This window comes from Microbacterium sp. LWS13-1.2, assembly GCF_040144835.1.
Lineage (GTDB): Bacteria > Actinomycetota > Actinomycetes > Actinomycetales > Microbacteriaceae > Microbacterium.
The window spans coordinates 2,324,473-2,351,133 of the sequence record NZ_CP151632.1 but is presented as its reverse complement, the minus strand read 5'-3'; the positions used below and the strand labels follow the sequence as shown (position 1 = coordinate 2,351,133).

The window sequence follows — 26,661 nt, the reverse complement described above, 5'->3', positions numbered from 1 at the left end:
GAGACGACGGGGTCAGGAGCCGCGGGCTGACGCGGACGCACGGGCGGACCCGCGGGCAATCGCGCGGGCCTCAGGACCCGGCCGGACGGACCCGCGGGGCAACCGCGCGGGCCGCAGGACCCGGCCGGGTGGAACCGCGGGGCAACCTCGCGCGGGCCTCAGGACCCGGCCGGGCGCAGGCGGAGGGGCGACATCCCGCCGTCCACCTCGATGTAGGTGCCCGTGGTCGAGCCGGCGCGGGGGCTGACGAGGTAGAGCACGGCGCCGGCGACCTCGTCGGCCGAGACGAGGCGCCCGTGCGGCTGCCGGGCCTCGAGCGCTGCGCGCTCTGCAGCCGGGTCGGGCGCGCTGGCGAGCAGGCGGCCGATCCACGGGGTGTCGGCCGTGCCCGGGTTGACGGCGTTGACGCGGATGCCCTCGCGCAGGTGGTCGGCCGCCATCGCCCTGGTGAGCGACAGCACCGCCCCCTTCGACGCGCTGTACAGCGCGCGCTGCGGGAGGCCCGCGGTCGCGGCGATCGACGACGTGTTGCAGATGGCCGCGGCGGGCGACTGCCGCAGCCACGGCAGCGCCGCGGCGCTCACGCGCGCGATCCCCGTGACGTTGATCGACAGCACGCGCGCCCACTCGTCGTCGTCGTTCGCGGCGACGTCGCCCTGCGCGCCGATGCCGGCGTTGTTGACGAGGATGTCGATGCGGCCGAACCGTTCGGCCACGGCAGCGATCGCGTCCTCGACGCCGGCGCGGTCCGACACGTCGGCGGCGAACGCGGCGAACCGCGGGTCGGCGCCCGAGGTGTCGCGGTCGAGCACGGCGACCTCGGCGCCTTCGTCGGCAAGTACGTTCGCGATGGCGGCGCCGATGCCCGAGGCGCCGCCGGTGACGACGGCGACCAATCCGTCCAGCTGTCCGCTCATCGTGCTGCCTCCCATGCCACGAACTCCTGGCGCTGCGCGCCCACACCCTCGATCTCGATGTCGACGATGTCACCGGGAGCGAGATACGGGAAGCGCCCCGACAGCGCGACGCCCTGCGGGGTCCCGGTCAGCACGAGGTCGCCCGGCTCGAGTGTGAGGAACTGCGAGAGGTGCCACACGATGTGGTCGACCGGGAAGATCATGTCGGCCGTCGATGAGTCCTGGCGCGGCTCGCCGTTGACGCGGCTCTGCAGCCGCAGCGCCTGCGGGTCGACCTCGTCGGGCGTGACCAGCCACGGGCCGGTCGGGTTGAACCCGGGCGCGCACTTGCCCTTGGACCACTGCCCGCCCGACACCTCGAGCTGGAACGTCCGCTCCGAGACGTCGTTGGCGGTGACGAAGCCGGCGATGTGATCCGCCGCCTGCGCGGGGGAGTCCAGGTACGCGGCGCGGCGTCCGATGACGATGCCGAGCTCGACCTCCCAGTCGGTCTTCTCGCTGCCCCGGGGGATCGTGACGGCGTCGTTCGGACCGACGACGGTGTTCGGGGTCTTGAGGAACATCACCGGGATGCTCGGCGGGGTCGCCCCGGATTCGGCGGCGTGGGCGGCGTAGTTCATGCCGATGCACACGACGGCGCTCGGCCGCGCGATGGGGGCGCCGATGCGGAGCGCGTCGGCGCCCGGCAGCTCGGGCAGGAGCGCCGCGGCGATCGCGGCGGACGTGCGGCCGACGGGATCGTCGGCGAGGAAGCTGCCGTCGACATCGGATGTGAGCGGGCGCAGATCGAGGCGACGATGGCCGTCGAGGACGACGGGGATCTCGCTACCGGACTCGCCGAGGCGCGCGAACTTCATTACTCTCCTGGATTCTCCGTGCGGGGCGGCGTCGATGCCGTCGCGGCCCGCGGGGCGTGATTGACAGTATAGACATCGGATGTTTACACTGCGAGCGGTTCGACTTCCGGACCGCGAACTGCAGGAGACCGCCCCGTGAGCCGCATCGTCGCCTTCGAGACGACAGACATCCGATTCCCCACCTCGCTCAGCCTCGACGGCTCCGATGCGATGAACCACGATCCCGACTACTCCGCCGCGTACCTCCGGATCGTGACGGATGCCGCCGACGGCGTCAGCGGACACGCCTTCGTGTTCACGATCGGGCGCGGCAACGACGTGCAGGTCGCGGCGCTCGACGCGCTCGCCGGGCATCTGGTCGGCCGCGAGGTCGAGCCGCTCCTCGACGACATGGGCGCGACCAACCGCGAGCTCATCGGCGACTCGCAGCTGCGCTGGCTCGGCCCCGAGAAGGGCGTCATGCACATGGCGATCGGCGCGGTCGTCAACGCGCTGTGGGACATCAAGGCCAAGCGCGCCGGGCTCCCGCTCTGGCAGCTGCTCTCGCGCATGAGCCCCGAAGAGATCGTGGCCCTCGTCGACTTCCGCTACCTCACGAACGCCCTCACGCCCGCGGAGGCCCTGCAGATCCTCCGCGACGCGGAGCCGGGCCGGGCCGAGCGCGAGCAGGACCTCCTCGCCACGGGCTTCCCGGCGTACACGACGAGCCCCGGCTGGCTCGGCTACTCCGACGAGAAGCTCGCGCGGCTGTGCCGCGAGGCGATCGCCGACGGCTTCGGCCAGATCAAGCTCAAGGTGGGCGCCGACCTCGACGACGACGTCCGCCGCCTCCGCGTCGCCCGCGAGGTGTGCGGACCCGACTTCCCGATCGCCATCGACGCGAACCAGCGCTGGGAGGTGTCGGAGGCGATCGCGTGGGTGAACGCGCTCGCCGAGTTCGGCATCGCCTGGATCGAGGAGCCCACGAGCCCTGACGACGTGCTCGGCCACGCCGAGATCGCCCGGGGCGTCGCGCCGGTGCGCGTGGCGACGGGCGAGCACGCGCAGAACCGCGTGATCTTCAAGCAGCTGCTGCAGGCGGACGCCATCGCCGTCATGCAGATCGACGCCGCGCGCGTCGGCGGCGTCAACGAGAACATCGCCAACCTGCTGCTCGCGGCGAAGTTCGGTGTGCCGGTGTGCCCCCACGCCGGCGGCGTGGGGCTCTGCGAGGCGGTGCAGCACCTGTCGATGTTCGACTTCGTGGCGGTGAGCGGCAGCCGCGAGGGCCGCATGATCGAGTACGTCGATCACCTGCACGAGCACTTCGTCGTGCCGACCGACGTGCACGGCGGCGTCTACCGCGCCCCGCTCGCGCCGGGGATCGGCATGGAGATGAAGGCGGCCAGTCGCGCCGCGTACGAGTTCGGGAGCACGGATGCCGCGGCCTGACCCGACCGGCTCCGACGCCCCCGCGCTGACGCGCCTCGGCTACGGCGCGGCGAACGTCGGCAACCTCTTCCGCGAGCTCACCGACGATCAGGCGTGGGCCATCCTCGACGCGGCCTGGGAGAGCGGCATCCGCTACTTCGACACCGCCCCTCACTACGGCCTCGGTCTCTCGGAGCGGCGGCTCGGCGCGTTCCTGCGGACGAAGCCCCGCGACGAGTTCGTGATCTCGACGAAGGCGGGGCGGCTGCTGCGTCCGAACCCCGACGACGACGGCGGACTGGACCTCGCCGCGGACTTCCACGTGCGCACGACGCTGCGCCGCGAGTGGGACTTCTCCGAGGCCGGCATCCGCGCGAGCCTCGACGAATCGCTCGAACGTCTCGGGATCGACCGCATCGACATCCTGTACCTGCACGACCCCGAGCGCCACGACCTCGACCTCGCGCTGCAGGAGGCCTTCCCGGCTCTCGAGCAGCTCCGGGCGGAGGGCGCCGTCGACGCCATCGGCATCGGCTCGATGACCGCCGACGCGCTCGCCGCGGGCGTTCGCGGCGCCGATCTCGACCTCATCATGATCGCGGGCCGCTACACGCTGCTCGAGCAGCCGGCCGCCGACGAGGTGCTGCCGGCGTGCCACGAGCGCCGGACCGGCGTGGTCGCGGCATCCGTCTTCAACTCCGGCCTGCTGGCGAAGGACGAGCCCACGCGCGACGACCGGTACGAGTATGGACGGATGCCGGAGCCGCTGTGGCAGCACCTGCGGCGCATCGTCGCGGTCTGCCGCGCTCACGACGTGCCGCTGCCGGCCGCCGCGGTGCAGTTCGCGCTGCGGGACCCGGCCGTCCGCTCGGTCGTCGTGGGCGGGAGCCGACCCGAGCAGCTGCGCCGCAACGCCGAGCTCATGGAGGTCGACATCCCGGGCGGCCTGTGGGACGATCTGGCCGCCGAAGGCCTCATCCGCTGACGAAGGGAATCCCATGCTCGAGGGCATCCACCCGCTGCTGACGGGGGAGCTGCTGCTGCACCTGGACCGGATGGGCCACTCGGATGCCGTCGTGATCGCCGACGCGCACTTTCCGGCGTGGGCGATCGGCGCGCGCGTCGTGGACCTGCCCGGGACGACCACGCCCGAGGTGGTGGCCGCCGTGCGCACGGTGCTGCCGCTCGACGATGCGCCCGCGCTCGACCTCATGGCGTCGGCTGACGGCGAGGTGCTCGACGTGCAGCGCGAGCTCGCCGCCGCGGCAGGCACGGATGCCCCGCGCTACGTCGACCGGTTCGAGTACTACGAGCAGGCGAAGCGCGCGTACGTCATCCTGCGTACGGGCGAGACCCGCAAATACGGCAACGCGCTGCTGCGCAAGGGCGTCGTCGGGCACCCGTCCGCCGCCTGACCTTCCTCAGGCTGACCGCGCGCCGGGTGAACGGCGGTGGTCTCAGCCGTTGAGGCCGAACAGGTCCAGCGGGTGCGTCAGCCGCCACCACGGCGACGGGTCGGTGATGTCGGCGGCGAGCTGCAGGTCGACCGTGGTGTCGTTGAGCGGTCCGGTCACGCTGAGGGAGCCGACCGCGTCGCCTGCATCGCGGCTCTCGCCGAGGTGGTAGGTCGTGGCGACGGTGCCGCTGCCGCCGTTCCACAGGACCACCGACGCGTCGCCCGAGGTCACGATGTCCACCTCGTCGCCCCACAGGGTCTCGACCTGTCCGGCGACGGTGTTCGCCGTCACCGAGGGCTTCAGCTGCAGCTCGGTCTCGAGCTGCGCGTACAGCGCGCGGGAGGCGGTGAGACGGCTCTCATCGTCGGGCTGTCCGAGCACCGACGCGTAGAGGCGCACCGTCGTGTCGCCGATCGTGACGTCCTTCGCCGACAGCAGGTTCCAGGAGTCGAGCGTCCCGGTCTTCAGGCCCACGACACCCGGGTCGGCGAGCAGCCCGTTGGTGTTCTCGACGAGGCCGGCACCGGGCAGGTCGACGGACTGCTTCGCGACGATCTCGGCGATCACCGGGTTCGCGAGGGCCTTCTGCGCGAGCACGACGAGGGCCTCGGGGCTCGCGGTGTTGCGCGGGTCCATCCCCGTCGGCTCGTAGACGGTCACACCGGGGACGCCGTGCGTGGAGAGCCAGGACGAGGCCGCCGAGGCGAAGACGGCATCCGATGGCCAGATGCTCTGCGCCAGGCGGTCGGCGTAGTTGTTCGCCGAGCCGACCAGCATGCCCTCGAGCATCTGGTACTCGGTGAGCGAGCCGCCGGCGGGCACGTTCAGCGCGGACTCGCCGTTGCTGAGGTACTGCCAATAGCGGGAGCGATCCGCCGAGGTGAAGCGGTACTCGGGACCCTGCTCGCCGAGCGCGAGCGGCATCTCCTCGAGGACGACCAGGGCGGTCACGAGCTTGGTGATGCTGGCGATGGAGTCGGGATCCGCCGTCGTGGCCAGTGTCCCCGAGATGCCTCCGACCGCTTCGGCGGCGCTGCCCTGAGCGGGCCACACCGGCGCCGCGGCAGGCGCCGCGACCGGCTGGACCTCCATGGCGGTGACCGTGGGTGCGACGGCGTGCAGCGGCCACAGCAGCGTCGTCCCCGCATACGCGCCGAGCACGGCCGCGATCGCGAGGGTGGGAACCACGACGCCGGCGCGCAGCGGCGAGCGCCGCGGCGCGTCGGAGAGCAGGTCGGCGTCGACCGTGACGTAGGGGGTGGCCGCGGCGGTCAGATCGCCGGGGGCGGCGCCGAGGCCCACGGCCGTCTCATCGACCCACGCGAGGGCGGTTCGTCCGCCGCCCGCCGCGGGGCGCGAATCCTCGGCGACCGGGACGTCGGCGAGCGCGTCGTGGCCCGCGGGATCCCAGGTGGCGACGGGGACCGACGGCTCGGGAACGAGTCCGGGGATGACGGGCCCCGTCTGCGCGTCCGAATCGAACAGGGGAATCGTCGGCGCGATCGCCGTCGGGCTGTCGCCGAGCGGCACCGTGGCGATGGTGGGCGCGACGGTGGGCACGTCTCCGGGGGCGGTGGTGCTGCCCGGGTGCACGAGTGGGCCCACGCGCCCGGAGGCTCCGCCCGACGCGCCAGCGGCGAGCGGAGGGGGCGTGTGGACAGTCTGACCGGTGGCGACGGTCAGGATGCCGCCTTCCGGGGCACCGGCCGAAGCCGGGGTCGGCACGGCACCGGTCTGCGCCCGACGCGCGCGACGCGTGGGCACGGGTGTGTCGTCCGGAGTCACCCCCTCAAAATACCCGTCATCGCGGCGGTATACTCAACGCCATAACCACGGGAGTCCGGTGAGCCGGGCTGAGAGGAAGCGATCCACGCTTCGACCGTCGAACCTGATCCGGATCATGCCGGCGCAGGGAGGAGTTCACATGCACACGTCCGCGTCCGCATCCACCCCCGTTGCGGCCACCCCTTCGGGCCCCCGCAGCCTGCGTTGGCGAGTCGTCGACATCGTCGTCGCCGCGGTGCTCGGCGTCGCCACCGGCCTCGTCTTCTGGGCCTGGAACACCGTCGGCTACGCCTGGTTCATCGCCATGGACGGCCTGACGCCCGGCCTCGGCGGACTCGCCGTCGGCATCTGGCTGATCGGCGGCGTCATCGGCGGTCTCGTCATCCGCAAGCCCGGTGCGGCACTCCTCGTCGAGGTGATCGCAGCGATCGTGTCGATGCTCATCGGCAACGTGTGGGGCGTGTCCACCCTGCTGTCGGGCCTGGTCCAGGGTCTCGGCGCCGAGCTGATCTTCGCCCTCTTCCTCTACCGCCGTTTCACCCTGCCTGTCGCGATGCTGGCCGGTGCGGGCGCCGCCGCCGGCGCCTGGGTGTTCGAGCTGTTCTACGGCAGCTCGCCGAACATCCTGAAGACGCTCGAGTTCAACGTCATCTACCTCGTCTCGCTCGTCGTCTCGGGTGCCGTGCTCGCGGGTGTCGTCGGCTGGCTCGCCGTCCGGGGGCTCGCCGCCACCGGCGCCCTCAACAGCTTCGCGGCAGGACGCGAAGCGCGCCGCGAGGTCTGACGATGGCCTCGACCCGTCCGGCCCGCCTCACGGCGGACGGCTGGGGATGGCGCTACGCAGGCCGGCGCGCGCCCGCCGTCCGCGACGTGTCGTTCACGATCGAGCCGGGGGAGCGCGTGCTGCTGCTCGGTGCCTCGGGTGCCGGCAAGTCGACGCTCCTCGCCGGCATGGCGGGCCTGCTCGGCGGGGCCGACGAGGGCGATGAGACGGGATCGCTGCTGATCGACGGCGAGCGGCCGGAAGCCCACCGCGGGCGCGTCGGCCTCGTGCTGCAGGATCCCGATTCGGGCGTCGTGCTGTCGAAGGTCGGCGACGACGTGGCCTTCGGCTGCGAGAACCTCGGGGTGCCGGCGGCCGAGATCCCCGCCCGCGTCGCCGAGGCGCTCGAGGCCGTCGGGCTCGACGTCCCGCTCGCGCGGCCGACGAAGGCGCTGTCGGGCGGGCAGAAGCAGCGGCTCGCGCTCGCCGGCGTGCTCGCGATGCGACCCGGTGTGCTGCTGCTCGACGAGCCGACCGCGAATCTCGATCCCGACGGCGTCCGCGAGGTGCGCGCGAGCATCGAGCACGCTCTCGCCGAGACGGGGGCGACGCTCCTGGTGATCGAGCACCGCACGGCCGTCTGGGCCGACCTGATGGACCGTGTGCTCGTCGTCGGCGCCGACGGCGGCCTCCTCGCCGATGGCACTCCGGCCGAGGTGTTCGCCCGTCACGGTGCGGAGCTCGCCGCCGCGGGCGTGTGGGTGCCGGGTCGCCCCGTCGACCTGCCCGTCCTGCCCGCGGCGCCGGCCGGCGCCGCCGCGGCGGTGGCGGCATCCGCTCTCTCGATCTCCCGCGATGGCCGCACCGTCGTGCGGGCGGGGCTGGATCTCAGCGTGCCGCGCGGGGCGGCGACGGTGATCACCGGGCCCAACGGCGCCGGCAAGTCCACCCTCGCGCTGACGCTCGCGGGGCTCCTGCCCGAGGCGGCGGGCGAGGTCGTCGCGGCGCCGGAGCTCGCGGGCCGCTCGGGCCGCCGCCCGTCGCGGTGGTCCTCGCGCGAGCTGCTGACCCGCATCGGCACAGTGTTCCAGGAGCCGGAGCATCAGTTCCTCGCCTCGACCGTGCGCGACGAGCTCGCGATCGGGCCGCGCTCGCGCGGCGCGGCCGCGGACGCCGTCGGCCTGATCGTCGACGAGCTGCTCGAGCGACTGCACCTCGCGCCGCTCGCCGCCGCGAACCCCTTCACGCTGTCGGGGGGACAGAAGCGCCGGCTCTCGGTCGCGACCGTGCTCGCCGACGCACCGCCCGTCATCGTGCTCGACGAGCCGACGTTCGGCCAGGACCGCCGCGGCTGGATCGAGCTCGTGCAACTGCTGCAGTCCGAGATCGCCGCCGGCACGACCGTCGTCGCCGTCACGCACGACGAAGACGTGCTGCACCATCTCGGCGGCCACCGCATCGATCTCGGTGCGGGGCCCTCAGTCCCGGAGGCCCCGTCCGGCGCACCCGGGCGATCGCGGCCGGTGGGGGTGCGGTCGTGACCGCCGTCGACGCCCGTACCGACGCGCATGACGTCGGTGCCGAACGGGCGGCCTGGCTCGACGGCGTCAACCCGGTGACCAAGATCGTGCTCGCGCTGCTGCTGTCGGTGCCGCTGCTCGCGTCGATCGACGTGACGAGCGCCCTCGTGGCGATCGCGCTGCAGCTCACCTGCATCCCGCTGACCGGTCTCGGAGCCATGACCGTACTGAAGCGGATGCTGCCGATCCTCGTCTTCGCCCCCGTCGCGGGCATCAGCATGCTGCTGTATGCCGAGCCGGGCGGAACGGTCTACTGGTCGTTCTGGTACGCCACGATCAGCGACGACTCGATCGCTCTCGCCGTCGCGGTGTGCCTGCGCGTGCTCGCGCTCGCCCTGCCGACGATCCTGCTGTTCGGCCGCACCGACCCCACCGAGCTCGCCGACGCGCTCGCGCAGGTCGCGAAGCTGCCGAGCCGCTTCGTGCTCGGGGTGCTCGCCGGCACGCGCACGCTGGGCCTCTTCCTCGACGACTGGCGCAGCATGGGCCTCGCGCGCCGCGCGCGCGGGGTGGGCGACGGCGGCGCGATCCGGCGCTTCTTCTCCATGGCGTTCGTGCTGCTCGTGTTCGCCGTGAGGCGCGGCACCAAGCTCGCGATGGCGATGGAGGCGCGCGGCTTCGGCTCCGGCATCCCGCGCACGTGGTCACGTCCCTCGCGGCTCCACCCCCGCGACCTGGTGGCGCTGCTCGGCGCCGCCGCGATCATGGCCGTGGCGATCGCCGCCGCGGTCGCCGCCGGCACGTTCCGGTTCGTGTGGTCCTGAGTCGCGCCGGCTCCTGCGGTCCAGGTTCCGCGGTTTCTGGGATGCCGGATGCTGCGCTTTCCGGACCGCACCGCGCGCGCGTGCCGACGCCGGCGCGGTGAGGTCCAGGTTTCGCGGGTTCCGGGATGCCGGAACCGGCGTTTGCCGGACTGCTGAACGTGCGCGCCGCACGCCTCACTCGGAGCGGCGCTGCGGCGAGGTTCGGCGCGTTTCGTCTCGGTCGCTGGCGCTCCCTCGCTCAACGACCGGAGCCCCCCGGGGTCGCTGGAGCTCCTCGCTCAACGACCGGAGCCCTTCCCCCGGTCATTGAGCGAGCTTGCGAGTCGAAACGCAGAGACGAAAGGCCCGGACGACGGGCGAGCGCGGTGCGCCGCGTCAGTCGGCGGCGACGAGCCGCTCGTAGGCGGGCTGCAGGGCGGGGAAGTAGTCGTCCCACGAGACGGTGCCGGCGTCGAGACCGGCCTGCGCGGCGACGAGCCGGTCGAGGTAGTACTCCCAGCCCGGACCGATCGAGCCGACGTCCTCGCCCGGGTTCAGTCGCTGGCCGAACGTGAGGATCGTGTCGCCCGGCGCCTCCTCGGCGAGCTCGAACCACAGATGCCAGGCACCTCCGGCCGCCGACGTGTCGCCGGCGAAGCGCCGGGGCCGGTCGCACTCGAGGATCGTGTACTCCTCACCCGCAGCATCCTCGGCCTCCGCCGTCATGGAGAACGTGACGTGCCCGCTCGACGGGTCGCCGTCCCACCGGCCGATCCAGCGCTCGAGCCGCGCCGACTCGGTGAGCTCGCGCCAGATCTCGTCGGCGGTCGCGCGGAAGCGCCGCAGGATCACGAGGTTCGGATGGCCGTCGATCTTGCAGACGTTGCCGGTGATCTCGGTCATGTCGCGTTCCACAGCTCTCGGTAGTACGACAGGCGCGCGCGGTCGGGCTCGACACCGTACGCCTCGATGAGGGCGTCCTCCCATCCCTCGCCATAGTTCCACGCCGTCGACATCGACGCCACGGCGATGTCGGCCCAGCGGTCGGCGAGGCCGAGTGCTCCGAAGTCGACATGCCCGCTCCAGCGGCCGTCGTCGCCGATGAGCGTGTTGGGGCAGCAGGCGTCGGCATGGCAGACCACGAGCCGGTCGACCGGCGGCGGCTCGCGCAGGGCATCGGGAACGCGGATGCCGCGGCCCGTCGCGTTCGCGATGCGGGAGCGCACGTGCCAGTCGAACGGACAGTCGGCGACCGGCAGCGCGTCGTGCAGGGCACGCAGGCCCTCGCCGACGGCGCGGACGGCGGTGGCGGGCTCGGCGACCCAGCGCGCGTCGACGGCGGAGAGCCCCGGGAGCGCCGCCGTCACGAGGTACTCGTGGCTGTCGTCGCCGCCGACCTCGAGCAGGAGCGGCACCCGTGCGTGCGGCTGCGCCCACGCCAGGCGCGCGGCCTCGCCGGCGAACGACGTCTCGGCATTGCGCGGACCGTGCTTGATGAAGCGGCCGTCGTCGGTGCGGAACGTCACGCCGCCGTAGTCGTTCCGCCAGACCGGCGTGAGCGCGGCGCCGCGCGCGAGCCGCACGACGGTCTCGGACACGGCCACGGGTTCGGCGGGGATCGACACGCTCCCATCCTGCCCGCTTGCCGGTTCCGCTCTCCCGTCACGTTTCGGGGTCCGAGCGGACCGTTTGTGACAGGCGAGCGGGAAGGGATTCACTTGAGCGGCGGAGCGTGCGCCGGCCGCATGATGGGATGAGGTCATGTCCGCCACCACACGTGTCACGCGCCGCCGAGGACCGCTCACGGCTCTTGAGGGGCCGGAGGCGGCGCTGGCGATCGGCGATGCCGCAGCCCGGCATGTGCGGTTGACCCCCGGCGGACTTGCGCCCTGGCTGGGGGACTCGCCGGGCGGCTTCATGCCGTGGGACGCGGTGCGCCTGCTCACGGTGCAGCCGCCGACGACGCTGTGGCCCCACCCTGCGATCGGCGACTCCGTCGGACCGCTGCTGGAGGGGCTCCTCAGCGGCGGCGGCTCGTTCGTCGAGGGAGCCGAGACGCCGACCTTCCCGGTGCGCGTCGGCACCGCCGGCGCCGACATCGAATGGGGCGTCACTCAGCACTATCTCTCGGGGTACCGTCGCGCCGAGGCGCGTGCGACCACACGACTGGCCGAGTACCTCACCGATCGGCCCGAGGCGCGCGTGCTGCTGGCGCGCCCCGCGGAACTCCTCGATCGCATCGCCACGCTGGTACGGGTGCGGAGGCCGCTCATCGAGTGACCGTGTGGCGGCACGACTAGCCTGGGTCGTGCGCCGCCCGGCATGACCTGGGACTCAGTCCCGCGTATGCTGATACGCGGTTCCGCAGCATCCGGACTTCGAAGGAGAATCCATGGACCTCACGGGTGCCTCCGCGCTCGTCACCGGTGGCGCGAGCGGCCTCGGTCTCGCGACCGCCCGCCGCCTCGCCGCAGCCGGCGCTGCCGTGACGATCGTCGACCTGCCGTCCTCCGCCGGCGCCGATATCGCCGCAGAGCTCGGGGGAGCGTTCGCGCCGGCCGACGTCACGGACGCGGAGCAGGTGGCCGCCGCGGTCGCGACGGCCGCGGCATCCGGTCCCCTCCGCGTCGTGGTGAACTGCGCCGGCATCGCGCCGCCCGCGAAGGTCCTTGACCGCGACGGCAGCCCGTCGCCGCTGGAGGGGTTCGAGCGCATCGTGCGCGTCAACCTCATCGGCACGTACAACGTCATCGCGCAGGCCTCCGCCGCGATCGCGAAGACGGAGCCGACCGCCGACGGTGACCGCGGCGTCATCGTCAGCACCGCGAGCGTCGCGGCGTTCGACGGGCAGATCGGCCAGCCCGCGTATGCCGCATCGAAGGGCGGCGTGCACGCGATGACGCTGCCGATCGCGCGCGAGCTCGCGCGCTACGGCATCCGCGTCGTGACGATCGCCCCGGGCATCATGGAGACCCCGATGCTCATGGGACTCCCGCAGGCCGCCCAGGACTCGCTCGGCGAGCAGGTGCCGTACCCGCAGCGACTCGGCAAGCCCGACGAGTACGCGCGGCTGGTGATGTCGATCGTCGACAACGGCTACCTCAACGGCGAGACCATCCGCCTCGACGGTGCCATCCGGATGGCACCGAAGTAAGCCCCGACCGCAGGAGAACAATGAGCGACTCGATCCTCGTCACGCGCGACGGCGCCCTCGCACGCGTCACCTTCAACCGGCCCGCATTCCTCAACGCGATGGGCTTCGAGATGGGCCGCCGCTGGCGCGACGTCGCCCACGAGATCACGTCCGACGAGTCGGTCGGCGCGGTGATCCTGGATGCCACAGGCCCGGCTTTCTGCGCGGGCGGCGACGTCCTCGAGATGGCGACGTCGGGCGCGTCCGGCCCCGACGTCACGGGCGCCGCGCAGACCATCCACGACGGCATCCGCACGTTCGTAGAGTCCGGCAAGCCCATCGTCGCGGCCGTGCAGGGTGCGGTGGCGGGCGGCGGGCTCGGGCTCATGCTCACCGCCGACTACATCGTCGCGTCGGAGCAGTCGAGGTTCGTGAGCAAGTACGCGAACATCGGGCTGACGCCGGACCTCGGCGTCTCGACGCTGCTGCCGGCGGCGGTCGGCCAACGCCGCGCGCTGCAGCTGCTGCTGCAGGACCTCACGATCGACGCCGAGACGGCGCTCGACTGGGGCCTCGTCACCGAAGTGGTGCCTGCGGCGGACGTCGCCGCCCGCGCCGAGGCGGTCGCCCGGTTCTGGCTCGACAACGCCACCGGCGCCTTCGGCCAGGCGAAGCGGCTGGTCCGCACCGGGGCGGGGCGCTCGTTCGCCGAGAACCTCGACGACGAGGCCGCCTCGATCGGCGCCCGCTTCGACACGCAGGAGGCCCGCGCCCGCGTCGCGGCCTTCGCGGCGGCATCCGCCAAGTCCCGTTCCTGACCCGAGGAGAATCCGAGATGAGCGACAAGCCCCTGGCCGGCAAGACCATCCTGATGTCGGGCGGCAGCCGCGGCATCGGCCTCGCGATCGCGCTGCGCGCGGCGCGGGACGGCGCCAACATCGCGCTGCTCGCCAAGACCGACACGCCCCACCCCAAGCTCGAGGGCACGGTGCACTCGGCGGCGGAGCAGATCCGCGCGGCCGGCGGGAACGCCCTGCCCATCGTCGGCGATGTGCGCAACGACGACGACGTCACCGAGGCCGTGCTCAAGACGCAGGGCGAGTTCGGCGGCATCGACATCGTCGTCAACAACGCCTCGGTGATCGACCTGTCGCGCTCGCTCGACCTCGACGCCAAGAAATACGACCTCATGCAGGACGTCAACGTGCGCGGCACCTTCATGCTCTCGCGCGCCGCGATCCCGATCCTGAAGGATGCCGCGAACCCGCACATCCTCTCCCTCTCGCCGCCGCTGAACCTCTCTCCGAAGTGGCTGGGCGGCCACACCGGCTACACGCTCGCGAAGTACGGCATGACGATGGCGACCCTCGGCCTCGCGGCGGAGTTCGCGTCGGCCGGCATCGCCGCCAACACGCTGTGGCCGCGCACGACGATCGCGACCGCGGCGGTGCAGTTCGCGCTCGGCGGCGACCGCATGATGAAGGTGAGCCGCACGCCGGAGATCTACGCCGACGCGGCGTACGAGGTACTGACGAAGCCGTCCCGTGAGTACACCGGGCACACGCTCATCGTCGAGGACGTGCTGGAAGCGGCCGGCGTGACCGACTTCTCGGGCTACGCGGCCGTCCCCGGTACCCCGGACTCGGCCCTGTTCCCCGACATCTTCCTGGACTGAGCAGTCCCTTTCGAGACCCACGACGGCGACGTAGGGTGGCCCCATGGGGGTACGGAGCCTGTTCCCGATCCTGTTGGTGCGAGACCTGCCGGAGCTCGTGCGGTTCTATGAGAGCGCCCTCGGCGCGACGGTGACGTATCGGTTCGGCAGCGGCGACGAGGACGATTACGTGTCGCTGCAGGTCGGCGAGACGTCGCTGGGCATCGGCCGCGACCCCGACGCCCTGCCGCCGTCGGTCGGCGACCGCGTCGCGCTCTGGTTCTACGTCGACGACGTGGATGCGACCTACGCGGCGTGGGTGCACGCCGGCGGGCGGGCCGAGCAGGCGCCCGCCGACATGCCATGGGGCGAGCGGGTCGCGCAGGTACGCGACCCCGGGGGCACCCTCGTCAACCTCGGGATGGAAGTCCGCGAGCAGCCGTGACACCGCGGCCGGGCCGCCTCGAACGGCGGCGACGCCGGATCAGATGAGGCCGAGCCGCCGGAAGGCGTGGGCGATGCCGTCGTCGAGGACGTCGGTCGTGACCATGTCGGCGAGCTCCTTGAGCTCGGGCTGCGCGTTGCCCATCGCCACCGCGACGCCGCACACCTGGAACATCTCGACGTCGTTCCAGCTGTCGCCGACCGCGACGGCGTCGGCGGCATCCATCCCGAGGTGCGCCAGCAGCAGCTCGATCGCCGAGCCCTTGGTGGTGCCGCGCTCACTGATCTCGCCGTTCGAGCCGCCGGGCAGCGGCATGCTGCCGGGGACGATGAGGAACTCGTCGCCCAGATCGGCACGGAGTTCGTCGATACCCTCCTCGTGGTCGCTGACGAACACAGCCTTGTCGATGCGGCCGAGGTCCGCCTCTTCCACACCCGGGAACCTCCGCTGGGCGAGGCCGACGAGCGAGTCCTCCGGGCGCACCTCCTGACCCGCCTGCACGCGGGCCTCGAGCGCGACGGCGTAGTCGCGCATCAGCTCGGCCATGTCGTCGCTCGCGTAGACGGCGTCACGGGTCTGCAGGAAGTAGCGGATGCCGCGGCTGCGCAGCGCCGTCAGCATCCGGTCCGTCGCCTCCGCCGACAGCGGGCGTTCGACGACCACCTCGCTGTCGGACGTCACGAGCGCGCCGGAGTTGGTGACGGCGCCGTCGAAGCCGATCTCGGCGACGACCGGATGGATGTCGGCGGCGGATCGCCCCGTGCTGAGGTACACCAGGTGCCCGGCCGCGCGGGCGGCGCGAACGGCGCCCGGGGTCGAGGGGGAGATGTGCGAGCCGTGCTCCAGGATCGTCCCGTCGACGTCGAGGAAGATGATGCGCCGACCGGGGGCTCGCTGCGGTCCGGCATCCGGGGTCGTCGAAGAGTCCATCAGTGCTTGTTCCCGGTGAAGAGGAGGATGCCGCCCAGGCCGATCATCAAGCCGCCACCGGTGGCGGACAAGGTCGAGATGCGCTTGGGCGAGCGGCCGAACCACCCGCGGGCGCCGGCGGCCACGAGAGCCCAGATGCCGTCGGAGATGAGTGCGATGACGAAGAAGACGAGGCCGAGCACGACCATCTGCAGCGGCACCATGCCCGCGTTCAGATCGACGAACTGCGGCAGCACCGCCACGAAGAACGCGATCGTCTTCGGGTTGGTCACGCCGACGATGAAGCCCTCGCCGAGCTGACGCCACGCGGAACGGGGCAGGACGCCCCCGTTCGCCTCGGCGGCGGCGCGGTGGCGGTGACGGATCGCCTGGACGCCGAGATACATGAGGTACAGCGCCCCGGCGACCTTGACGATCGTGAAGAGCACGACCGACTGCGCCACGATGCCGCCGACGCCGAGCGCGACGAGGCCGACGACCGGCAGGAGGCCGAGCGCGTTGCCGAGCACGCTGAGGAGCCCGCCGATGCGTCCGAGGGCGAGTGCGCGCCCGATCGTGAACAGCACGCTCGGGCCCGGGATCACGATCAGGACGAGCGCGGCGAGCGTGAAGGCGAGAAGGTTCTCGAGCGGGACCACACGGCGAGCCTAGCCGCGACGCTCCTGCTCGAGTCGCTTGCGCAGGAAGACCTGCTCGGTGCCGTCGTCGCCCGGCACACGCTGGGTCTCGGCATACCCGACGCGCTCGTAGAGGCGGATGTTCGCCTCGCTGAGCGACCCGGTGAACAGCTCCGCGTCCGTGGCACCCCGGTCGGCGCCGCGTCGCTCGACGGCCTCCAGCAGCGCGCTGCCGATGCCCTCGCCCGCGCGGTCCGGCGCGATCGCGATGCGGCCGACGAGCAGGAGGTCGCCGTCGATGCGCGCCCGCAGCGCTCCGATCATGCGGGTGCCGTCGAGGGCGACGACGCCGAGATTCTCCTCCAGCTCGGCCTGCACCTCCTCCAGCGTCTGCGTGAGCGGCGGCATGTCGGGCGTGCCGTAGATGAGTGCCTCCTGCACGAATGCCGCACGCTGCAGCGTCAGCACCTCGCCGGCATCGCCGGGCTCGATCGGCCGGATCATCGCGTCGCTCTTGTCGCTCACGCCGTCACGCTAGCCGGGCCGGCCGCCCGCCGGGCGGGGGTTGCGCGATGCGCCGGCATCGGCATCCGTCCAGGCGTGTCCCCTACCCTGGTTCTCATGACCGATTCGCCCGTGCGCGCCACGAAGCCCAGGCAGGTGCGTCCGGCGACCGAGGGCTGGACCCAGAAGAAGGATGCCGAGGGCCGGCCGCTCCTGCAGTTCGCCAGCCCCAAGCGCGGCAAACCGCCGGTGCACCTCGCCGACTTCACCCCCGAGCAGCGCGTCGAGAAGGTCAAGGAGCTCGGGCTTCCCGGCTTCCGGGCGAAGCAGCTCGAGAAGCACTACTTCCAGCACTGGACCCACAACCCCGCCGACATGACCGACCTCCCCGCCGAGGGTCGCGAGGAGTTCGTCCACGGCATGCTGCCGGCCCTGCTCACGGAAGTGCGGCGTCTCGAGACCGACCGCGGCGACACGATCAAGTTCCTGTGGAAGCTCCACGACGGCGCCCTCGTCGAGTCGGTGCTCATGCGCTACCCCGGCCGGATCACGCTGTGCGTCTCGAGCCAGGCCGGCTGCGGCATGAACTGCCCGTTCTGCGCCACCGGACAGGCGGGCCTCACCCGCAACATGTCGGCCGCGGAGATCGTCGAGCAGATCGTGCGCGCCAACCGCCTGATCGCCGACGGCGGGCTCGGCGGCAAGAAGAAGGACGACCACTCCGCCGAGCGGGTGTCGAACATCGTCTTCATGGGGATGGGCGAGCCGCTCGCGAACTACGCGCGGGTGATGCAGGCGGTGCGGGTCATGACCGACAAGCAGCACGGCCTCGGCATGAGCGCTCGCGGCATCACGGTGTCGACCGTCGGTCTCGTGCCTGCGATCACGAAGCTCGCGAACGAGGACATCCCGGTGACGTTCGCGCTCTCGCTGCACGCGCCGGACGACAAGCTCCGCGACGAGCTGATCCCGGTCAACTCCCGCTGGAAGGTCGACGAGGCCCTCGATGCCGCCCGCGCCTACTTCGACAAGACCGGACGCCGCGTGTCGATCGAGTACGCGCTCATCAAGGACATGAACGACCACGGCTGGCGCGCCGATCTTTTCGCCGAGAAGCTCAACGCGCGCGGTCGCGGCTGGGTGCACGTGAACCCCATCCCGCTGAACCCGACCCCTGGCTCGATCTGGACGGCCTCCGACGTGCCGGTGCAGAACGAGTTCGTCCGGCGCCTCAACGACGCCGGCATCCCGACCACCCTCCGCGACACCCGCGGCAAGGAGATCGACGGCGCCTGCGGCCAGCTCGTCGCCACCGAAGAGGACGAGGCGGTCGCGGCCGTCACCCCGCTCGAGGACTGACCCGAAGCGCTCGGTTCTCGTGTCGCTCGGTCGATTGACGACCGGAAGCACGGTCGTTGAGCGAGCGAGGAACGAACGAGACGAAACGCTTGCGGCCCCCGTCGATCCAGGATTCGTCCACCTGCCGCACAGGTTGGCCTGTCTAGGGTGTCCGGATGTCATTCTCCGCACACCGGCCGGGCAGATTCGGCTCCGACGGCCGCATCGAGTTCGAGACGGACGGCGACCGAACCGAGGATCTCTACCTCGATGACGTGCGCGCCCAGCAGGCCGCCGGGGAGCCGAGCGACCAGCGTCTCGATGCCGAGGGTCCCGAGGACCCGTACCCGGTGACGCGCGATCTGCTCGAGGACGCGCTGGCGATGAACCCGACGCAGCCCGTCACGGTGGTGGCCGACAGGGCGGCGGTGGCGGACACCGAGCCGGCGGCGGCCGTGGAGACCGCCCCGATCGGGGAGTGGGGCGCTGCGGCGGAGCCGGACCCGACCGCCGAGCCCGTTGTCGTCGAGGAGCCCGCGCCGGCGGACGCCGCTCCCACGCGCCCGGGTCGCGCGAAGCGCGTCGCGCGCCGTCGCGAGCGCGGCTCGGGCTGGCGGAGGCTCGCCGTGCTCGGCGGAGCGGACGGGTCGGTGCTCGACCAGGTGCCGACCGAGACGCCCCGCTTCGTGCAGATGTTCTTCGTGATCGCCGGCACCGCGCTGATCTCCGCGATCTCGATGTACTTCGCGCTGACCACGGGTGTCCGGATCGTCGCGTGGGGCGCGCTGCCGCTCGCGCTCGTGTGGGCGCTGATCATCTTCAACCTCGACCGCTTCCTCACCTCGACCATGCGCTCGACGCACAGTGTGGGCCGGCTGATCGGGCTCGCCATCCCCCGGGTGATCATGGCGGCGGTCATCGGCATCGTCGTGGCCGAGCCTCTCGTGCTGCAGATCTTCCACAACGACATCGCCCGCGAGGTGAACGCGACGAACATCACGCAGGCGCAGGCGGATCAGGATGCCGTCACCGCCGGTCCTGAGAAGCAGGCGCTGGATGCCGCGAGCGAGCGCGTCGCCGCGCTCGAGAGCCAGGCGGCCAGCGGCGTCGTGGCAGGTGCCGACACGACGTCTGCGTCGACCGCCTCGGCGCAGCAGACCGTCGACGACCTGACCGCGAAGCTCGCCGTGCAGCAGACGGTGATCGATCAGGCGCGCGCCATCTATGAGTGCGAGCTCACCGGCCAGGGCGCCGGTGAGGTCGCGGGCTGCAGCGGCGTCGCGGGCGAGGGCGCGAGCTCGGGCGCCGCGCAGGATCAGCTCGCCGCCGCGCAGGCCTCGTACGACGACCTGGCCTCCCAGCTGACCACCGCCCAGGCGGATCTGGCCGCGGCGCAGGCGGCGGGCACGGCCGAGGCCGGCGCGTCGGAGGCGCAGAACAAGCAGCAGGCGAACGACGAGCTCCCCGGGGCGCGCGAGCAGTACCAGGCGGCTCTGGCGGCCTACGACGCCCGCGCCGCGGAGATCGCCGGCGGCAACTCCGGCGCCGTGGGGCTGCTCAGCCAGATCAGCGGACTGGAGCGGCTGTCGCAGCGCGAGCCGATCCTCTCCTGGGCGCACTGGCTCATCGCCGGGCTGTTCTTCATGATCGAGCTGCTGCCCGTGCTCGTGAAGGTGCTGACGAGCTACGGCCAGCCGTCGCTCTACGAACAGGCCGACGCCCTGCGCCGCCAGGTGGCGCTGGATCGCGTCACCGCGCGCAGCTGGCGCGAGCGCGCCGACATCGCCCAGGGCGGGCAGGCCTGACCTGCGGCATCCCTCGCCCGCCGGCCGTGGACCGGGCGTGACATTACGCGATATATCGTGTTAGAGTGACCGGCGGACGGCCCGGGAACGCGGTCCGATCAGCCGTTCGCCCTCCGTGAACGGGACTGCCGCGATGTCGGCGGCCCGTGCAATGGTGGGTCGGCACACCACGACCACCGCATCAGGCGGTGATTCGTCATGGCCTCGTCACGTCTGGGAGAAGTCCGTGCTCGCCAAACTCCTCGTCCGCTATCTCAAGCCATCCGGCTGGCTGCTGCTCGGGGTGCTGCTGTTCCAGTCCGCCTCGGCCCTCGCCTCGCTCTACCTGCCCAGCCTCAACGCCGACATCATCGACAACGGCGTCTCAAAGGGCGACACCGAGTACATCTGGCGCACCGGCATGGTGATGCTGACGGTGTCACTCGCCCAGATCGTCGCCTCGATCATCGCCACCTACTTCGCCGCGCAGGCGGCGATGAAGCTCGGGCGAGACATCCGTGACGACGTCTTCGAGCGCGTCTCGGGGTTCTCCGAGCGCGAGGTCACCGGGTTCGGGGCCGGCTCGCTCATCACCCGCAACACCAACGACGTGCAGCAGGTGCAGATGCTGGCGATGATGGCGGCCACCTTCCTGGTCACGGCGCCTCTGCTCGCGATCGGCGGCATCATCCTCGCGATCGAACAGGCGGCGAGCCTGGCCTGGATCATCGCCGTCGCCGTGCCCGTGCTGCTGCTCGTCGCGGGCCTCGTCATCGCACGCATGGTTCCGCTGTTCCGCAGCTTCCAGTCACGGCTGGACGGCGTGAACCGCATCATGCGCGAGCAGCTCACCGGCATCCGCGTCATCCGCGCGTTCGTGCGGGAGCCGATCGAAGAGCAGCGCTTCCGCGAGGCCAACACCGAGATCATGGTGGTCGGCCGCAAGGTCGGCTCGCTGTTCGTGGTGCTCTTCCCCGCCGTCATGCTCATCCTCAACGTGACCGTGATCGGCGTGATCTGGTTCGGCGGCATGCAGGTCGATTCGGGCGAGATCCAGATCGGCACGCTGTTCGCCTTCATGCAGTACGCCATGATCATCCTCTCGGGCGTCTTGATGGCGAGCTTCATGACGCTGATGATCCCGCGCGCCGCGGTGTCGGCCGAGCGCATCGGCGAGGTCCTCGACACGTCATCATCGCTCGCGCGACCGGCGGATGCACCCGCCGAGTTCCCTGCGCCAGGCACCGTCGAGTTCACGGACGTCACCTTCACCTACCCGGGCGCCGAGCACCCCATCCTCTCGGGCATCAGCTTCCGCGCCGAGCCGGGTGAGACCGTCGCGGTCGTCGGCTCGACCGGCGCGGGCAAGACCACGCTGATCTCGATGATCCCGCGTCTGTTCGACGTGACGGACGGCGTCGTGGAGGTGGGCGGCCTGGATGTGCGCCGCGCCGACCTCGAAGCGCTCTGGGCCACGATCGGCCTGGTGCCGCAGCGGCCGTTCCTGTTCTCGGGGACGATCGCCTCGAACCTGCGGTTCGGGCGTGAAGAGGCGACGGATGCCGAGCTCTGGCATGCGCTCGAGATCGCCCAGGCGAGCGACTTCGTGAGCCAGATGGACGGCGGGCTCGACGCCCCGATCTCGCAGGGCGGCACCAACGTTTCCGGCGGTCAGCGCCAGCGCCTCGCCATCGCCCGGGCGATCGTCCACCAGCCGCGCGTGCTCGTCTTCGACGACTCGTTCTCGGCGCTCGATCTCACCACCGACGCGAGGCTGAGGCAGGCGCTGTGGCGGGAGCTGCCGCACGTCACGAAGATCGTCGTCGCCCAGCGCGTCTCGACGATCACCGACGCCGACCGCATCATCGTCCTCGACGACGGCGGCATCGTCGGACTCGGCACGCACGAGCAGCTGCTCGAGACGAGCCAGACCTACCGCGAGATCGTCGAATCCCAGCTCGGAGCGGAGGTCGCCCGATGAGCGCCGAACAGCCCTCGAACCCTGAACCCCAGTCCGGCACCGGCAGGTCCACCCGCCGCCGCCGCGCACGCGACGTGATCGCAGAGCTGAGCCCCGAGGAAAAGCTCGAGATCGAGCTCGGCGAGCAGGCCCGCATCTCGGCCGACGACTGGAGCGGCGCCGTCGCCCCGGGCAAGGCCGCGCGCTTCGGGCCCTCCTTCCGCCGCCTCATCGGGCGGCTGCGTCCCAACGCGGTCGGCTTCATCTTCGTGTCGATCCTCGGCTCGATCGGCGTCGTGCTGGCGGTGCTCTCGCCGAAGGTGCTCGGAGAGGCGACCAACATCCTCTTCGAGGGCGTCGTGTCGTCGATGGCGCCGTCCGGCGCCACCAAAGAGCAGGTCATCCAGGGCCTCGAGGCCTCCGGCGAGCAGGACCTCGCCAACATGGTCGCGGCAATGGAGCACTTCGTGCCCGGCGCAGGCGTCGACTTCATGGCGCTCAGCCGCGTGCTGCTCATCGTGCTCGCGCTGTACTTCGCGTCGTCGCTGCTGATGTGGGTGCAGGGCTACGTCATCAACGTGATCATGGTGCGCGTCATGTGGCGCCTGCGCGAAGACGTCGAGGCGAAGATCAACCGGCTGCCGCTGCGCTACTTCGACCGGGTGCAGCGCGGCGAGCTGATCTCCCGCGTCACCAACGACATCGACAACATCACCCAGATGATGCAGCAGTCGCTGTCGCAGGCGCTCACTGCCGTGCTCACCGTGATCGGCGTGCTCATCATGATGCTGACGATCTCGTGGCAGCTGACCCTCGTGGTGCTGGTGAGCTTCCCGCTCATGGCGGTGCTGTTCGGCGTCATCGGCCCGCGCTCGCAGAAGGCGTTCGGCATCCAGTGGCGCAAGGTCGGTCGTCTCAACGCACGTGTCGAGGAGTCGTTCTCGGGCCACGCGCTCGTCAAGGTCTTCGGCCGTGAGCAGGCGTCCCGCGAGGCATTCCGCGCCGAGAACGAGGAGCTCTACGCGGCATCCTTCAAGGCGCAGTTCCTGTCGAACATCATGATGCCCGCGATGATGTTCATCGGGAACCTGACCTACGTCGGCATCGCCGTCTTCGGTGCGCTGATGGTCGCGGGCGGACAGCTGCGCCTCGGCGACGTGCAGGCCTTCATCCAGTACTCGCAGCAGTTCACCCAGCCGCTGTCGGAGCTGGGCGGCATGGCCGCGGTCGTGCAGTCCGGAACCGCCTCGGCCGAGCGGGTGTTCGAGCTGCTCGACGAGGACGAGCAGGAGCCCGACGCGCAGGATGCCCCGGCGCCTGTCGACGGCGACGGCACCATCGAGTTCCAGGACGTGGCGTTCTCGTACTCGCCCGACCGTCCCCTCATCCACGATCTGTCCTTCCGGGTGGAGCCGGGGCAGACGGTCGCGATCGTCGGCCCGACCGGTGCCGGCAAGACGACGCTCGTGAACCTGCTGATGCGCTTCTACGAGCTCGACGGCGGCCGCATCCTCCTCAACGGGCAGGACATCGCTCAGCTCACGCGGCGCGACATCCGCGCCAAGACGGGCATGGTGCTGCAGGACCCGTGGCTGTTCGCCGGCACGATCCGCGAGAACATCCGGTACGGCCGCGCCGACGCCACCGACGACGAGATCCTCGCCGCCGCGCGGGCGACGTACGTCGACCGCTTCGTGCACTCCCTCCCGGATGGCTACGACACGCTCCTCGACGAGGACGCGTCGAACATCTCGGCCGGCGAGAAGCAGCTCATCACGATCGCCCGCGCGTTCGTCGCGCAGCCGTCGGTGCTGATCCTCGACGAGGCGACCAGCTCCGTCGACACCCGCACCGAGCTGCTGCTGCAACACGCGATGGCGGCGCTGCGCGAGGGCCGGACGTCCTTCGTGATCGCGCACCGCCTGTCGACGATCCGCGACGCCGATCTCATCCTCGTGATGGAGAACGGCGGCATCGTCGAGAAGGGCACGCACGACGAGCTCATCGTCGCCAAGGGCGCGTACTTCCGGCTCTACAACTCGCAGTTCGAGCAGGCGGCGACCGATCTCGACGAAGAGGCGCATGCGCTCTCCGAGGCCGAGCGCGGCGAGCCGTCGGCCGGGGCCGCCGATGACGCCGTCGAGGACGAGTCGGCCCGCGTCGTCTGACCGACTCCTGACGACGGATGCCGGTCATCACCCCCGACCGCTCGCCTGTCACGAATCGGGGACGGGGCTCACCATTCGTGACAGGTGAGCGGGATCGCCGGCACCTCTGCGGAGGCAGGTAGCGTTTTCCTCATGGTCAATTACCGGTACCTCGGAAACAGCGGTCTCAAGGTCAGCGAGATCACCTACGGCAACTGGGTCACCCACGGCTCGCAGGTCGACGACTCGGCCGCCATCGCGACGGTCCATGCGGCACTGGATGCGGGGATCACCACGTTCGACACCGCAGACGTGTACGCCAACACGCTGGCGGAGGAAGTCCTCGGCAAGGCGCTGACGGGTCAGCGCCGCGAATCGCTCGAGATCTTCACCAAGGTCTACTTCCCGACCGGCCCCCAGGGCCCCAACGACACCGGCCTGAGCCGCAAGCACATCTTCGAGTCGATCAACGGATCGCTCACACGCCTCGGCACCGACTACGTCGACCTGTACCAGGCGCATCGCTTCGACTACGAGACGCCGCTCGAGGAGACGTTCCAGGCGTTCGCCGACGTCGTCCGCCAGGGCAAGGCGCTCTACATCGGCGTCTCGGAGTGGACGGCGGAGCAACTGCGCGAGGGTCACGCGCTCGCCAAGAGCTACGGCGTGCAGCTCATCTCGAACCAGCCGCAGTACTCCGCGCTGTGGCGCGTGATCGAGGGCAAGGTCGTGCCGGCCGCCGAGGAGCTCGGCATCTCGCAGATCGTGTGGTCGCCGATGGCGCAGGGCGTGCTCTCGGGCAAGTACCTGCCCGGCCAGCCGGTGCCCGAGGGCTCGCGCGCGACGGACGAGAAGAGCGGCGCACGATTCATCAAGTCCTTCCTCCGTGACGAGGTGCTCCAGGCGGTCCAGGGCCTCAAGCCGGTGGCCGAGCAGGCCGGGCTGTCGATGCCGCAGCTCGCCATCGCCTGGGTGCTGCAGAACAAGAACGTCGCGTCGGCACTGGTCGGGGCATCGCGTCCCGAGCAGCTCGCCGAGACGGTGAAGGCCTCGGGCGTCGTGCTCGACGCCGACACCCTCGCCGCGATCGACGCCGCCCTGGGTGACGTGGTCTACAGCGACCCGGAGGACACGTACACCGTGTCGCCCGAGACCCGTCTGGTCTGATCCGGCAGCCTCGACGACCCCGCGACCCCGACATGGCGATCACCAGCGCCGGCATCCTCCTCTTCCGGATCACGCCCGAACCCCACGTGCTCATCGCACACATGGGCGGGCCGTTCTGGGCGAGCAAGGATGCCGGCGCCTGGTCGATCCCCAAGGGCGAGTTCACCGAGGGCGAGGAGAGTGCGCTGGATGCCGCACGGCGGGAGTTCCGCGAGGAGCTCGGCGTCGACCCGCCCGAGCCGCCGTACGCCGAGCTCGGCACGTTCGCATACTCGTCGGGCAAGCGGGTCACGGTGTTCGTGGCGGACGGATCTGCGTTCTCGCTGGACGGCATCGCGTTCAGCGAGTTCGAGCTGGAGTGGCCGCCGCGCTCGGGGCGGACGGCGCGGTTCCCCGAGGTCGACCGCGTCGAGTGGACGGACCTGGATGCCGCCCGCGAGCGCCTGGTGAAAGGTCAGCGTCCGGCGATCGACGCGCTCGAGAAGCATCTCGGCGACGCCTCTTCCGGGCGCTGAGTCCCTTCGGGCAGCCCCGGCCGCCCGGCGTCGGGGGTCTTGTGGCCGCATTGCCGTCGGCGGAGACTGACCGGGTCGGATCCGCACGAGAGGAACCACCATGGCTCACGGCGACATCACGCACATCGACATCCCCGTCACCGATCTCGGCAAGGCGACGGAGTTCTATTCGGGCCTGTTCGGCTGGCAGATCGCGGAGATCCCCGGCTTCGAGGGCTACCCGATGTGGCAGGCGCCCAACAAGATCTCGGGAGGCGGCCTCGCGCCGCGCGAAGACGGCTTCACGCAGCCCCGCTCGTACGTCGAGGTCGACTCCATCGATGAGACCGTCGCGGCGGCCAAGGATGCCGGCGGCACTGTGCTCATGGAGAAGAGCCAGATCTCTCCGACGAGCTGGTGGGCCGTGCTCGCCGACCCCGACGGCAACGTGATCGGCCTCTACGAGGGCATGACCGAGAGCTGACCCCCGGTCGCGTGTCGGCGACCGTGCGCGGCAGCTCCCGGGCCCGAGCGCGCCACTCGGACGGGGCGCGCTCGCAGGGAACGGCAGCCCTCAGCACGGGCGCGGGCTCAGGTGAGTCGCAGGCTCGGGCGGCGGACGGATGCCGGTGCCGGCGTCGGCGCGCGGCGGCCGGCGGTGGCCGCCGTGACCGGTGCAGACCCGGCGCTGATCGCGTCCCCCACGAGATCGCGGACCGCGACGTCGCGCAGCTCCGGCGTGGCGCGCAACCGAGCCGCGACCGCGCGCACGAGCGCCACCGGCGACCGCGGAGACAGTGACGGCGGGGCGTCGGGCGCGAGGTCGGCGAGGACGGCCGAGAGCAGGGGCCGGAGCGTCTCGTCGTGGGAGCGGGCGTCGTCGTCGGAGATCCACGCGATGAGCTCCTGAATGGTCCAATCAGGAGCAACTGGCCCGAGCGTGGCGGAAGCGGTGGCGTCTGACGGGAACATTGGA

The 26,661-nt window shown here is 71.3% G+C and carries 27 protein-coding genes and 1 riboswitch; of the genes, 18 read left to right on the top strand and 9 right to left on the bottom strand.

Annotated elements, in window-relative coordinates; genetic code table 11:
* Window positions 1-158: 158 nt before the first annotated feature.
* A complete protein-coding gene (locus tag MRBLWS13_RS11085) occupies window positions 159-932 on the bottom strand; it encodes an SDR family oxidoreductase (protein WP_349425433.1) in 774 nt (257 codons plus the stop codon).
* Window positions 914-1,774, bottom strand: coding sequence for a fumarylacetoacetate hydrolase family protein (locus MRBLWS13_RS11080; protein WP_349425432.1), 861 nt, complete (start codon window positions 1,772-1,774; stop codon window positions 914-916). The genes MRBLWS13_RS11085 and MRBLWS13_RS11080 overlap by 19 nt, the downstream gene beginning before the upstream one ends.
* Window positions 1,775-1,909: 135 nt before the next feature.
* Here MRBLWS13_RS11080 and MRBLWS13_RS11075 point away from each other — a divergent pair, with 135 nt between their 5' ends.
* Genes MRBLWS13_RS11075 through MRBLWS13_RS11065 form a run of 3 tightly spaced genes read left to right on the top strand, consistent with a single transcriptional unit; the run spans window position 1,910 to window position 4,599 of the window.
* Entirely contained in the window at window positions 1,910-3,205 is a 1,296-nt protein-coding gene (locus MRBLWS13_RS11075) for an enolase C-terminal domain-like protein (protein ID WP_349425431.1), read from the top strand.
* Window positions 3,192-4,169, top strand: coding sequence for an aldo/keto reductase (locus tag MRBLWS13_RS11070; protein WP_349425430.1), 978 nt, complete (start codon window positions 3,192-3,194; stop codon window positions 4,167-4,169). Before MRBLWS13_RS11075 ends, MRBLWS13_RS11070 begins: the two co-directional genes overlap by 14 nt.
* Window positions 4,170-4,182: 13 nt before the next feature.
* The gene (locus MRBLWS13_RS11065) at window positions 4,183-4,599 is read left to right on the top strand and encodes an RbsD/FucU domain-containing protein (RefSeq protein ID WP_349425429.1); all 417 of its coding nucleotides are present in this window, start codon (window positions 4,183-4,185) and stop codon (window positions 4,597-4,599) included.
* Between the two features lie 42 nt (window positions 4,600-4,641).
* Here MRBLWS13_RS11065 and MRBLWS13_RS11060 read toward each other — a convergent pair whose 3' ends face one another.
* Window positions 4,642-6,405 carry a D-alanyl-D-alanine carboxypeptidase gene (locus tag MRBLWS13_RS11060; protein WP_349425428.1) on the bottom strand — a complete coding sequence of 588 codons (1,764 nt, stop codon included), beginning with the start codon at window positions 6,403-6,405 and terminating at the stop codon, window positions 4,642-4,644.
* A 58-nt stretch (window positions 6,406-6,463) separates the two neighbouring features.
* Window positions 6,464-6,575, top strand: a riboswitch (TPP riboswitch).
* Between MRBLWS13_RS11060 and MRBLWS13_RS11055 the strand changes: the two genes are divergently transcribed.
* The 3 genes from MRBLWS13_RS11055 to MRBLWS13_RS11045 all read left to right on the top strand — a co-directional run bounded on the left by MRBLWS13_RS11055 (window position 6,566) and on the right by MRBLWS13_RS11045 (window position 9,533).
* Complete coding sequence (locus MRBLWS13_RS11055; protein ID WP_349425427.1) at window positions 6,566-7,210, top strand: ECF transporter S component; 645 nt, start codon at window positions 6,566-6,568, stop codon at window positions 7,208-7,210. (Overlaps the previous riboswitch by 10 nt.)
* Window positions 7,211-7,212: 2 nt before the next feature.
* Window positions 7,213-8,730, top strand: a complete 1,518-nt coding sequence (locus MRBLWS13_RS11050) for an ABC transporter ATP-binding protein (protein WP_349425426.1) — start codon at window positions 7,213-7,215, stop codon at window positions 8,728-8,730.
* Window positions 8,727-9,533, top strand: coding sequence for an energy-coupling factor transporter transmembrane component T (locus MRBLWS13_RS11045; RefSeq protein ID WP_349425425.1), 807 nt, complete (start codon window positions 8,727-8,729; stop codon window positions 9,531-9,533). The genes MRBLWS13_RS11050 and MRBLWS13_RS11045 overlap by 4 nt, the downstream gene beginning before the upstream one ends.
* Window positions 9,534-9,908: 375 nt before the next feature.
* Here the strand turns inward: MRBLWS13_RS11045 and MRBLWS13_RS11040 are convergent, their stop codons facing one another.
* Window positions 9,909-10,415: an SRPBCC domain-containing protein gene (locus MRBLWS13_RS11040; protein WP_349425424.1), complete on the bottom strand. Its 507-nt coding sequence runs from the start codon at window positions 10,413-10,415 to the stop codon at window positions 9,909-9,911.
* A complete protein-coding gene (locus MRBLWS13_RS11035) occupies window positions 10,412-11,137 on the bottom strand; it encodes an aminoglycoside 3'-phosphotransferase (protein ID WP_349425423.1) in 726 nt (241 codons plus the stop codon). Before MRBLWS13_RS11035 ends, MRBLWS13_RS11040 begins: the two co-directional genes overlap by 4 nt.
* Window positions 11,138-11,273: 136 nt before the next feature.
* On the opposite strand from MRBLWS13_RS11035, the gene MRBLWS13_RS11030 reads away from it, so the two are divergent.
* The 5 genes from MRBLWS13_RS11030 (at window position 11,274) to MRBLWS13_RS11010 (ending at window position 14,744) form a co-directional block, all read left to right on the top strand.
* Complete coding sequence (locus MRBLWS13_RS11030; protein WP_349425422.1) at window positions 11,274-11,792, top strand: hypothetical protein; 519 nt, start codon at window positions 11,274-11,276, stop codon at window positions 11,790-11,792.
* Between the two features lie 112 nt (window positions 11,793-11,904).
* Entirely contained in the window at window positions 11,905-12,666 is a 762-nt protein-coding gene (locus MRBLWS13_RS11025) for an SDR family NAD(P)-dependent oxidoreductase (protein ID WP_349425421.1), read from the top strand.
* Between the two features lie 20 nt (window positions 12,667-12,686).
* A complete protein-coding gene (locus MRBLWS13_RS11020) occupies window positions 12,687-13,463 on the top strand; it encodes an enoyl-CoA hydratase/isomerase family protein (RefSeq protein WP_349425420.1) in 777 nt (258 codons plus the stop codon).
* Between the two features lie 17 nt (window positions 13,464-13,480).
* The gene (locus tag MRBLWS13_RS11015) at window positions 13,481-14,320 is read left to right on the top strand and encodes an NAD(P)-dependent oxidoreductase (protein WP_349425419.1); all 840 of its coding nucleotides are present in this window, start codon (window positions 13,481-13,483) and stop codon (window positions 14,318-14,320) included.
* A 43-nt stretch (window positions 14,321-14,363) separates the two neighbouring features.
* A complete protein-coding gene (locus MRBLWS13_RS11010) occupies window positions 14,364-14,744 on the top strand; it encodes a VOC family protein (protein ID WP_349425418.1) in 381 nt (126 codons plus the stop codon).
* Window positions 14,745-14,783: 39 nt separating this feature from the next.
* On the opposite strand, the gene MRBLWS13_RS11005 is transcribed toward MRBLWS13_RS11010, so the two are convergent.
* From MRBLWS13_RS11005 to MRBLWS13_RS10995, 3 genes are read right to left on the bottom strand one after another with little or no spacing between them, the layout of a single operon-like run.
* Window positions 14,784-15,674 carry a Cof-type HAD-IIB family hydrolase gene (locus tag MRBLWS13_RS11005; protein ID WP_349425417.1) on the bottom strand — a complete coding sequence of 297 codons (891 nt, stop codon included), beginning with the start codon at window positions 15,672-15,674 and terminating at the stop codon, window positions 14,784-14,786.
* The gene (locus MRBLWS13_RS11000) at window positions 15,674-16,312 is read right to left on the bottom strand and encodes a LysE family translocator (protein ID WP_349425416.1); all 639 of its coding nucleotides are present in this window, start codon (window positions 16,310-16,312) and stop codon (window positions 15,674-15,676) included. The genes MRBLWS13_RS11005 and MRBLWS13_RS11000 overlap by 1 nt, the downstream gene beginning before the upstream one ends.
* A 9-nt stretch (window positions 16,313-16,321) precedes the next feature.
* The gene (locus tag MRBLWS13_RS10995; RefSeq protein WP_349429039.1) at window positions 16,322-16,795 is read right to left on the bottom strand and encodes a GNAT family N-acetyltransferase; all 474 of its coding nucleotides are present in this window, start codon (window positions 16,793-16,795) and stop codon (window positions 16,322-16,324) included.
* Between the two features lie 117 nt (window positions 16,796-16,912).
* On the opposite strand from MRBLWS13_RS10995, the gene rlmN reads away from it, so the two are divergent.
* From rlmN to MRBLWS13_RS10960, 7 genes are all read left to right on the top strand, one after another.
* The gene (rlmN, locus tag MRBLWS13_RS10990; protein WP_349425415.1) at window positions 16,913-18,154 is read left to right on the top strand and encodes a 23S rRNA (adenine(2503)-C(2))-methyltransferase RlmN; all 1,242 of its coding nucleotides are present in this window, start codon (window positions 16,913-16,915) and stop codon (window positions 18,152-18,154) included.
* 155 nt (window positions 18,155-18,309) lie between these two features.
* Entirely contained in the window at window positions 18,310-19,938 is a 1,629-nt protein-coding gene (locus MRBLWS13_RS10985) for a DUF4407 domain-containing protein (protein ID WP_349425414.1), read from the top strand.
* 226 nt (window positions 19,939-20,164) lie between these two features.
* Window positions 20,165-21,898 carry an ABC transporter ATP-binding protein gene (locus tag MRBLWS13_RS10980; protein ID WP_349425413.1) on the top strand — a complete coding sequence of 578 codons (1,734 nt, stop codon included), beginning with the start codon at window positions 20,165-20,167 and terminating at the stop codon, window positions 21,896-21,898.
* The gene (locus MRBLWS13_RS10975; RefSeq protein WP_349425412.1) at window positions 21,895-24,045 is read left to right on the top strand and encodes an ABC transporter ATP-binding protein; all 2,151 of its coding nucleotides are present in this window, start codon (window positions 21,895-21,897) and stop codon (window positions 24,043-24,045) included. Before MRBLWS13_RS10980 ends, MRBLWS13_RS10975 begins: the two co-directional genes overlap by 4 nt.
* A 132-nt stretch (window positions 24,046-24,177) precedes the next feature.
* Window positions 24,178-25,191: an aldo/keto reductase family protein gene (locus MRBLWS13_RS10970; RefSeq protein ID WP_349425411.1), complete on the top strand. Its 1,014-nt coding sequence runs from the start codon at window positions 24,178-24,180 to the stop codon at window positions 25,189-25,191.
* A 32-nt stretch (window positions 25,192-25,223) separates the two neighbouring features.
* Window positions 25,224-25,706 (top strand): NUDIX domain-containing protein, encoded by a 483-nt coding sequence (locus MRBLWS13_RS10965; protein ID WP_349425410.1) that lies wholly within the window; start codon window positions 25,224-25,226, stop codon window positions 25,704-25,706.
* 100 nt (window positions 25,707-25,806) lie between these two features.
* Complete coding sequence (locus tag MRBLWS13_RS10960) at window positions 25,807-26,169, top strand: VOC family protein (RefSeq protein ID WP_349425409.1); 363 nt, start codon at window positions 25,807-25,809, stop codon at window positions 26,167-26,169.
* Window positions 26,170-26,276: 107 nt separating this feature from the next.
* Here MRBLWS13_RS10960 and MRBLWS13_RS10955 read toward each other — a convergent pair whose 3' ends face one another.
* Window positions 26,277-26,657, bottom strand: a complete 381-nt coding sequence (locus MRBLWS13_RS10955; RefSeq protein ID WP_349425408.1) for a hypothetical protein — start codon at window positions 26,655-26,657, stop codon at window positions 26,277-26,279.
* Between the last annotated feature and the right edge of the window lie 4 nt (window positions 26,658-26,661).

Excerpts from the sequence above, each read along its gene's own strand:
- MRBLWS13_RS11085 (WP_349425433.1), bottom strand. The coding sequence starts at position 932 with ATGGGAGGCAGCACGATGAGCGGACAGCTGGACGGATTGGTCGCCGTC.
- MRBLWS13_RS11080 (WP_349425432.1), bottom strand. The coding sequence starts at position 1,774 with ATGAAGTTCGCGCGCCTCGGCGAGTCCGGTAGCGAGATCCCCGTCGTC.
- MRBLWS13_RS11070 (WP_349425430.1), top strand. The coding sequence starts at position 3,192 with ATGCCGCGGCCTGACCCGACCGGCTCCGACGCCCCCGCGCTGACGCGC.
- MRBLWS13_RS11065 (WP_349425429.1), top strand. The coding sequence starts at position 4,183 with ATGCTCGAGGGCATCCACCCGCTGCTGACGGGGGAGCTGCTGCTGCAC.
- MRBLWS13_RS11055 (WP_349425427.1), top strand. The coding sequence starts at position 6,566 with ATGCACACGTCCGCGTCCGCATCCACCCCCGTTGCGGCCACCCCTTCG.
- MRBLWS13_RS11050 (WP_349425426.1), top strand. The coding sequence starts at position 7,213 with ATGGCCTCGACCCGTCCGGCCCGCCTCACGGCGGACGGCTGGGGATGG.
- MRBLWS13_RS11040 (WP_349425424.1), bottom strand. The coding sequence starts at position 10,415 with ATGACCGAGATCACCGGCAACGTCTGCAAGATCGACGGCCATCCGAAC.
- MRBLWS13_RS11030 (WP_349425422.1), top strand. The coding sequence starts at position 11,274 with ATGTCCGCCACCACACGTGTCACGCGCCGCCGAGGACCGCTCACGGCT.
- MRBLWS13_RS11025 (WP_349425421.1), top strand. The coding sequence starts at position 11,905 with ATGGACCTCACGGGTGCCTCCGCGCTCGTCACCGGTGGCGCGAGCGGC.
- MRBLWS13_RS11020 (WP_349425420.1), top strand. The coding sequence starts at position 12,687 with ATGAGCGACTCGATCCTCGTCACGCGCGACGGCGCCCTCGCACGCGTC.
- MRBLWS13_RS11015 (WP_349425419.1), top strand. The coding sequence starts at position 13,481 with ATGAGCGACAAGCCCCTGGCCGGCAAGACCATCCTGATGTCGGGCGGC.
- MRBLWS13_RS11010 (WP_349425418.1), top strand. The coding sequence starts at position 14,364 with ATGGGGGTACGGAGCCTGTTCCCGATCCTGTTGGTGCGAGACCTGCCG.
- MRBLWS13_RS11005 (WP_349425417.1), bottom strand. The coding sequence starts at position 15,674 with ATGGACTCTTCGACGACCCCGGATGCCGGACCGCAGCGAGCCCCCGGT.
- MRBLWS13_RS10995 (WP_349429039.1), bottom strand. The coding sequence starts at position 16,795 with ATGATCCGGCCGATCGAGCCCGGCGATGCCGGCGAGGTGCTGACGCTG.
- rlmN (WP_349425415.1), top strand. The coding sequence starts at position 16,913 with ATGACCGATTCGCCCGTGCGCGCCACGAAGCCCAGGCAGGTGCGTCCG.
- MRBLWS13_RS10985 (WP_349425414.1), top strand. The coding sequence starts at position 18,310 with ATGTCATTCTCCGCACACCGGCCGGGCAGATTCGGCTCCGACGGCCGC.
- MRBLWS13_RS10975 (WP_349425412.1), top strand. The coding sequence starts at position 21,895 with ATGAGCGCCGAACAGCCCTCGAACCCTGAACCCCAGTCCGGCACCGGC.
- MRBLWS13_RS10970 (WP_349425411.1), top strand. The coding sequence starts at position 24,178 with ATGGTCAATTACCGGTACCTCGGAAACAGCGGTCTCAAGGTCAGCGAG.
- MRBLWS13_RS10965 (WP_349425410.1), top strand. The coding sequence starts at position 25,224 with ATGGCGATCACCAGCGCCGGCATCCTCCTCTTCCGGATCACGCCCGAA.
- MRBLWS13_RS10960 (WP_349425409.1), top strand. The coding sequence starts at position 25,807 with ATGGCTCACGGCGACATCACGCACATCGACATCCCCGTCACCGATCTC.
- MRBLWS13_RS10955 (WP_349425408.1), bottom strand. The coding sequence starts at position 26,657 with ATGTTCCCGTCAGACGCCACCGCTTCCGCCACGCTCGGGCCAGTTGCT.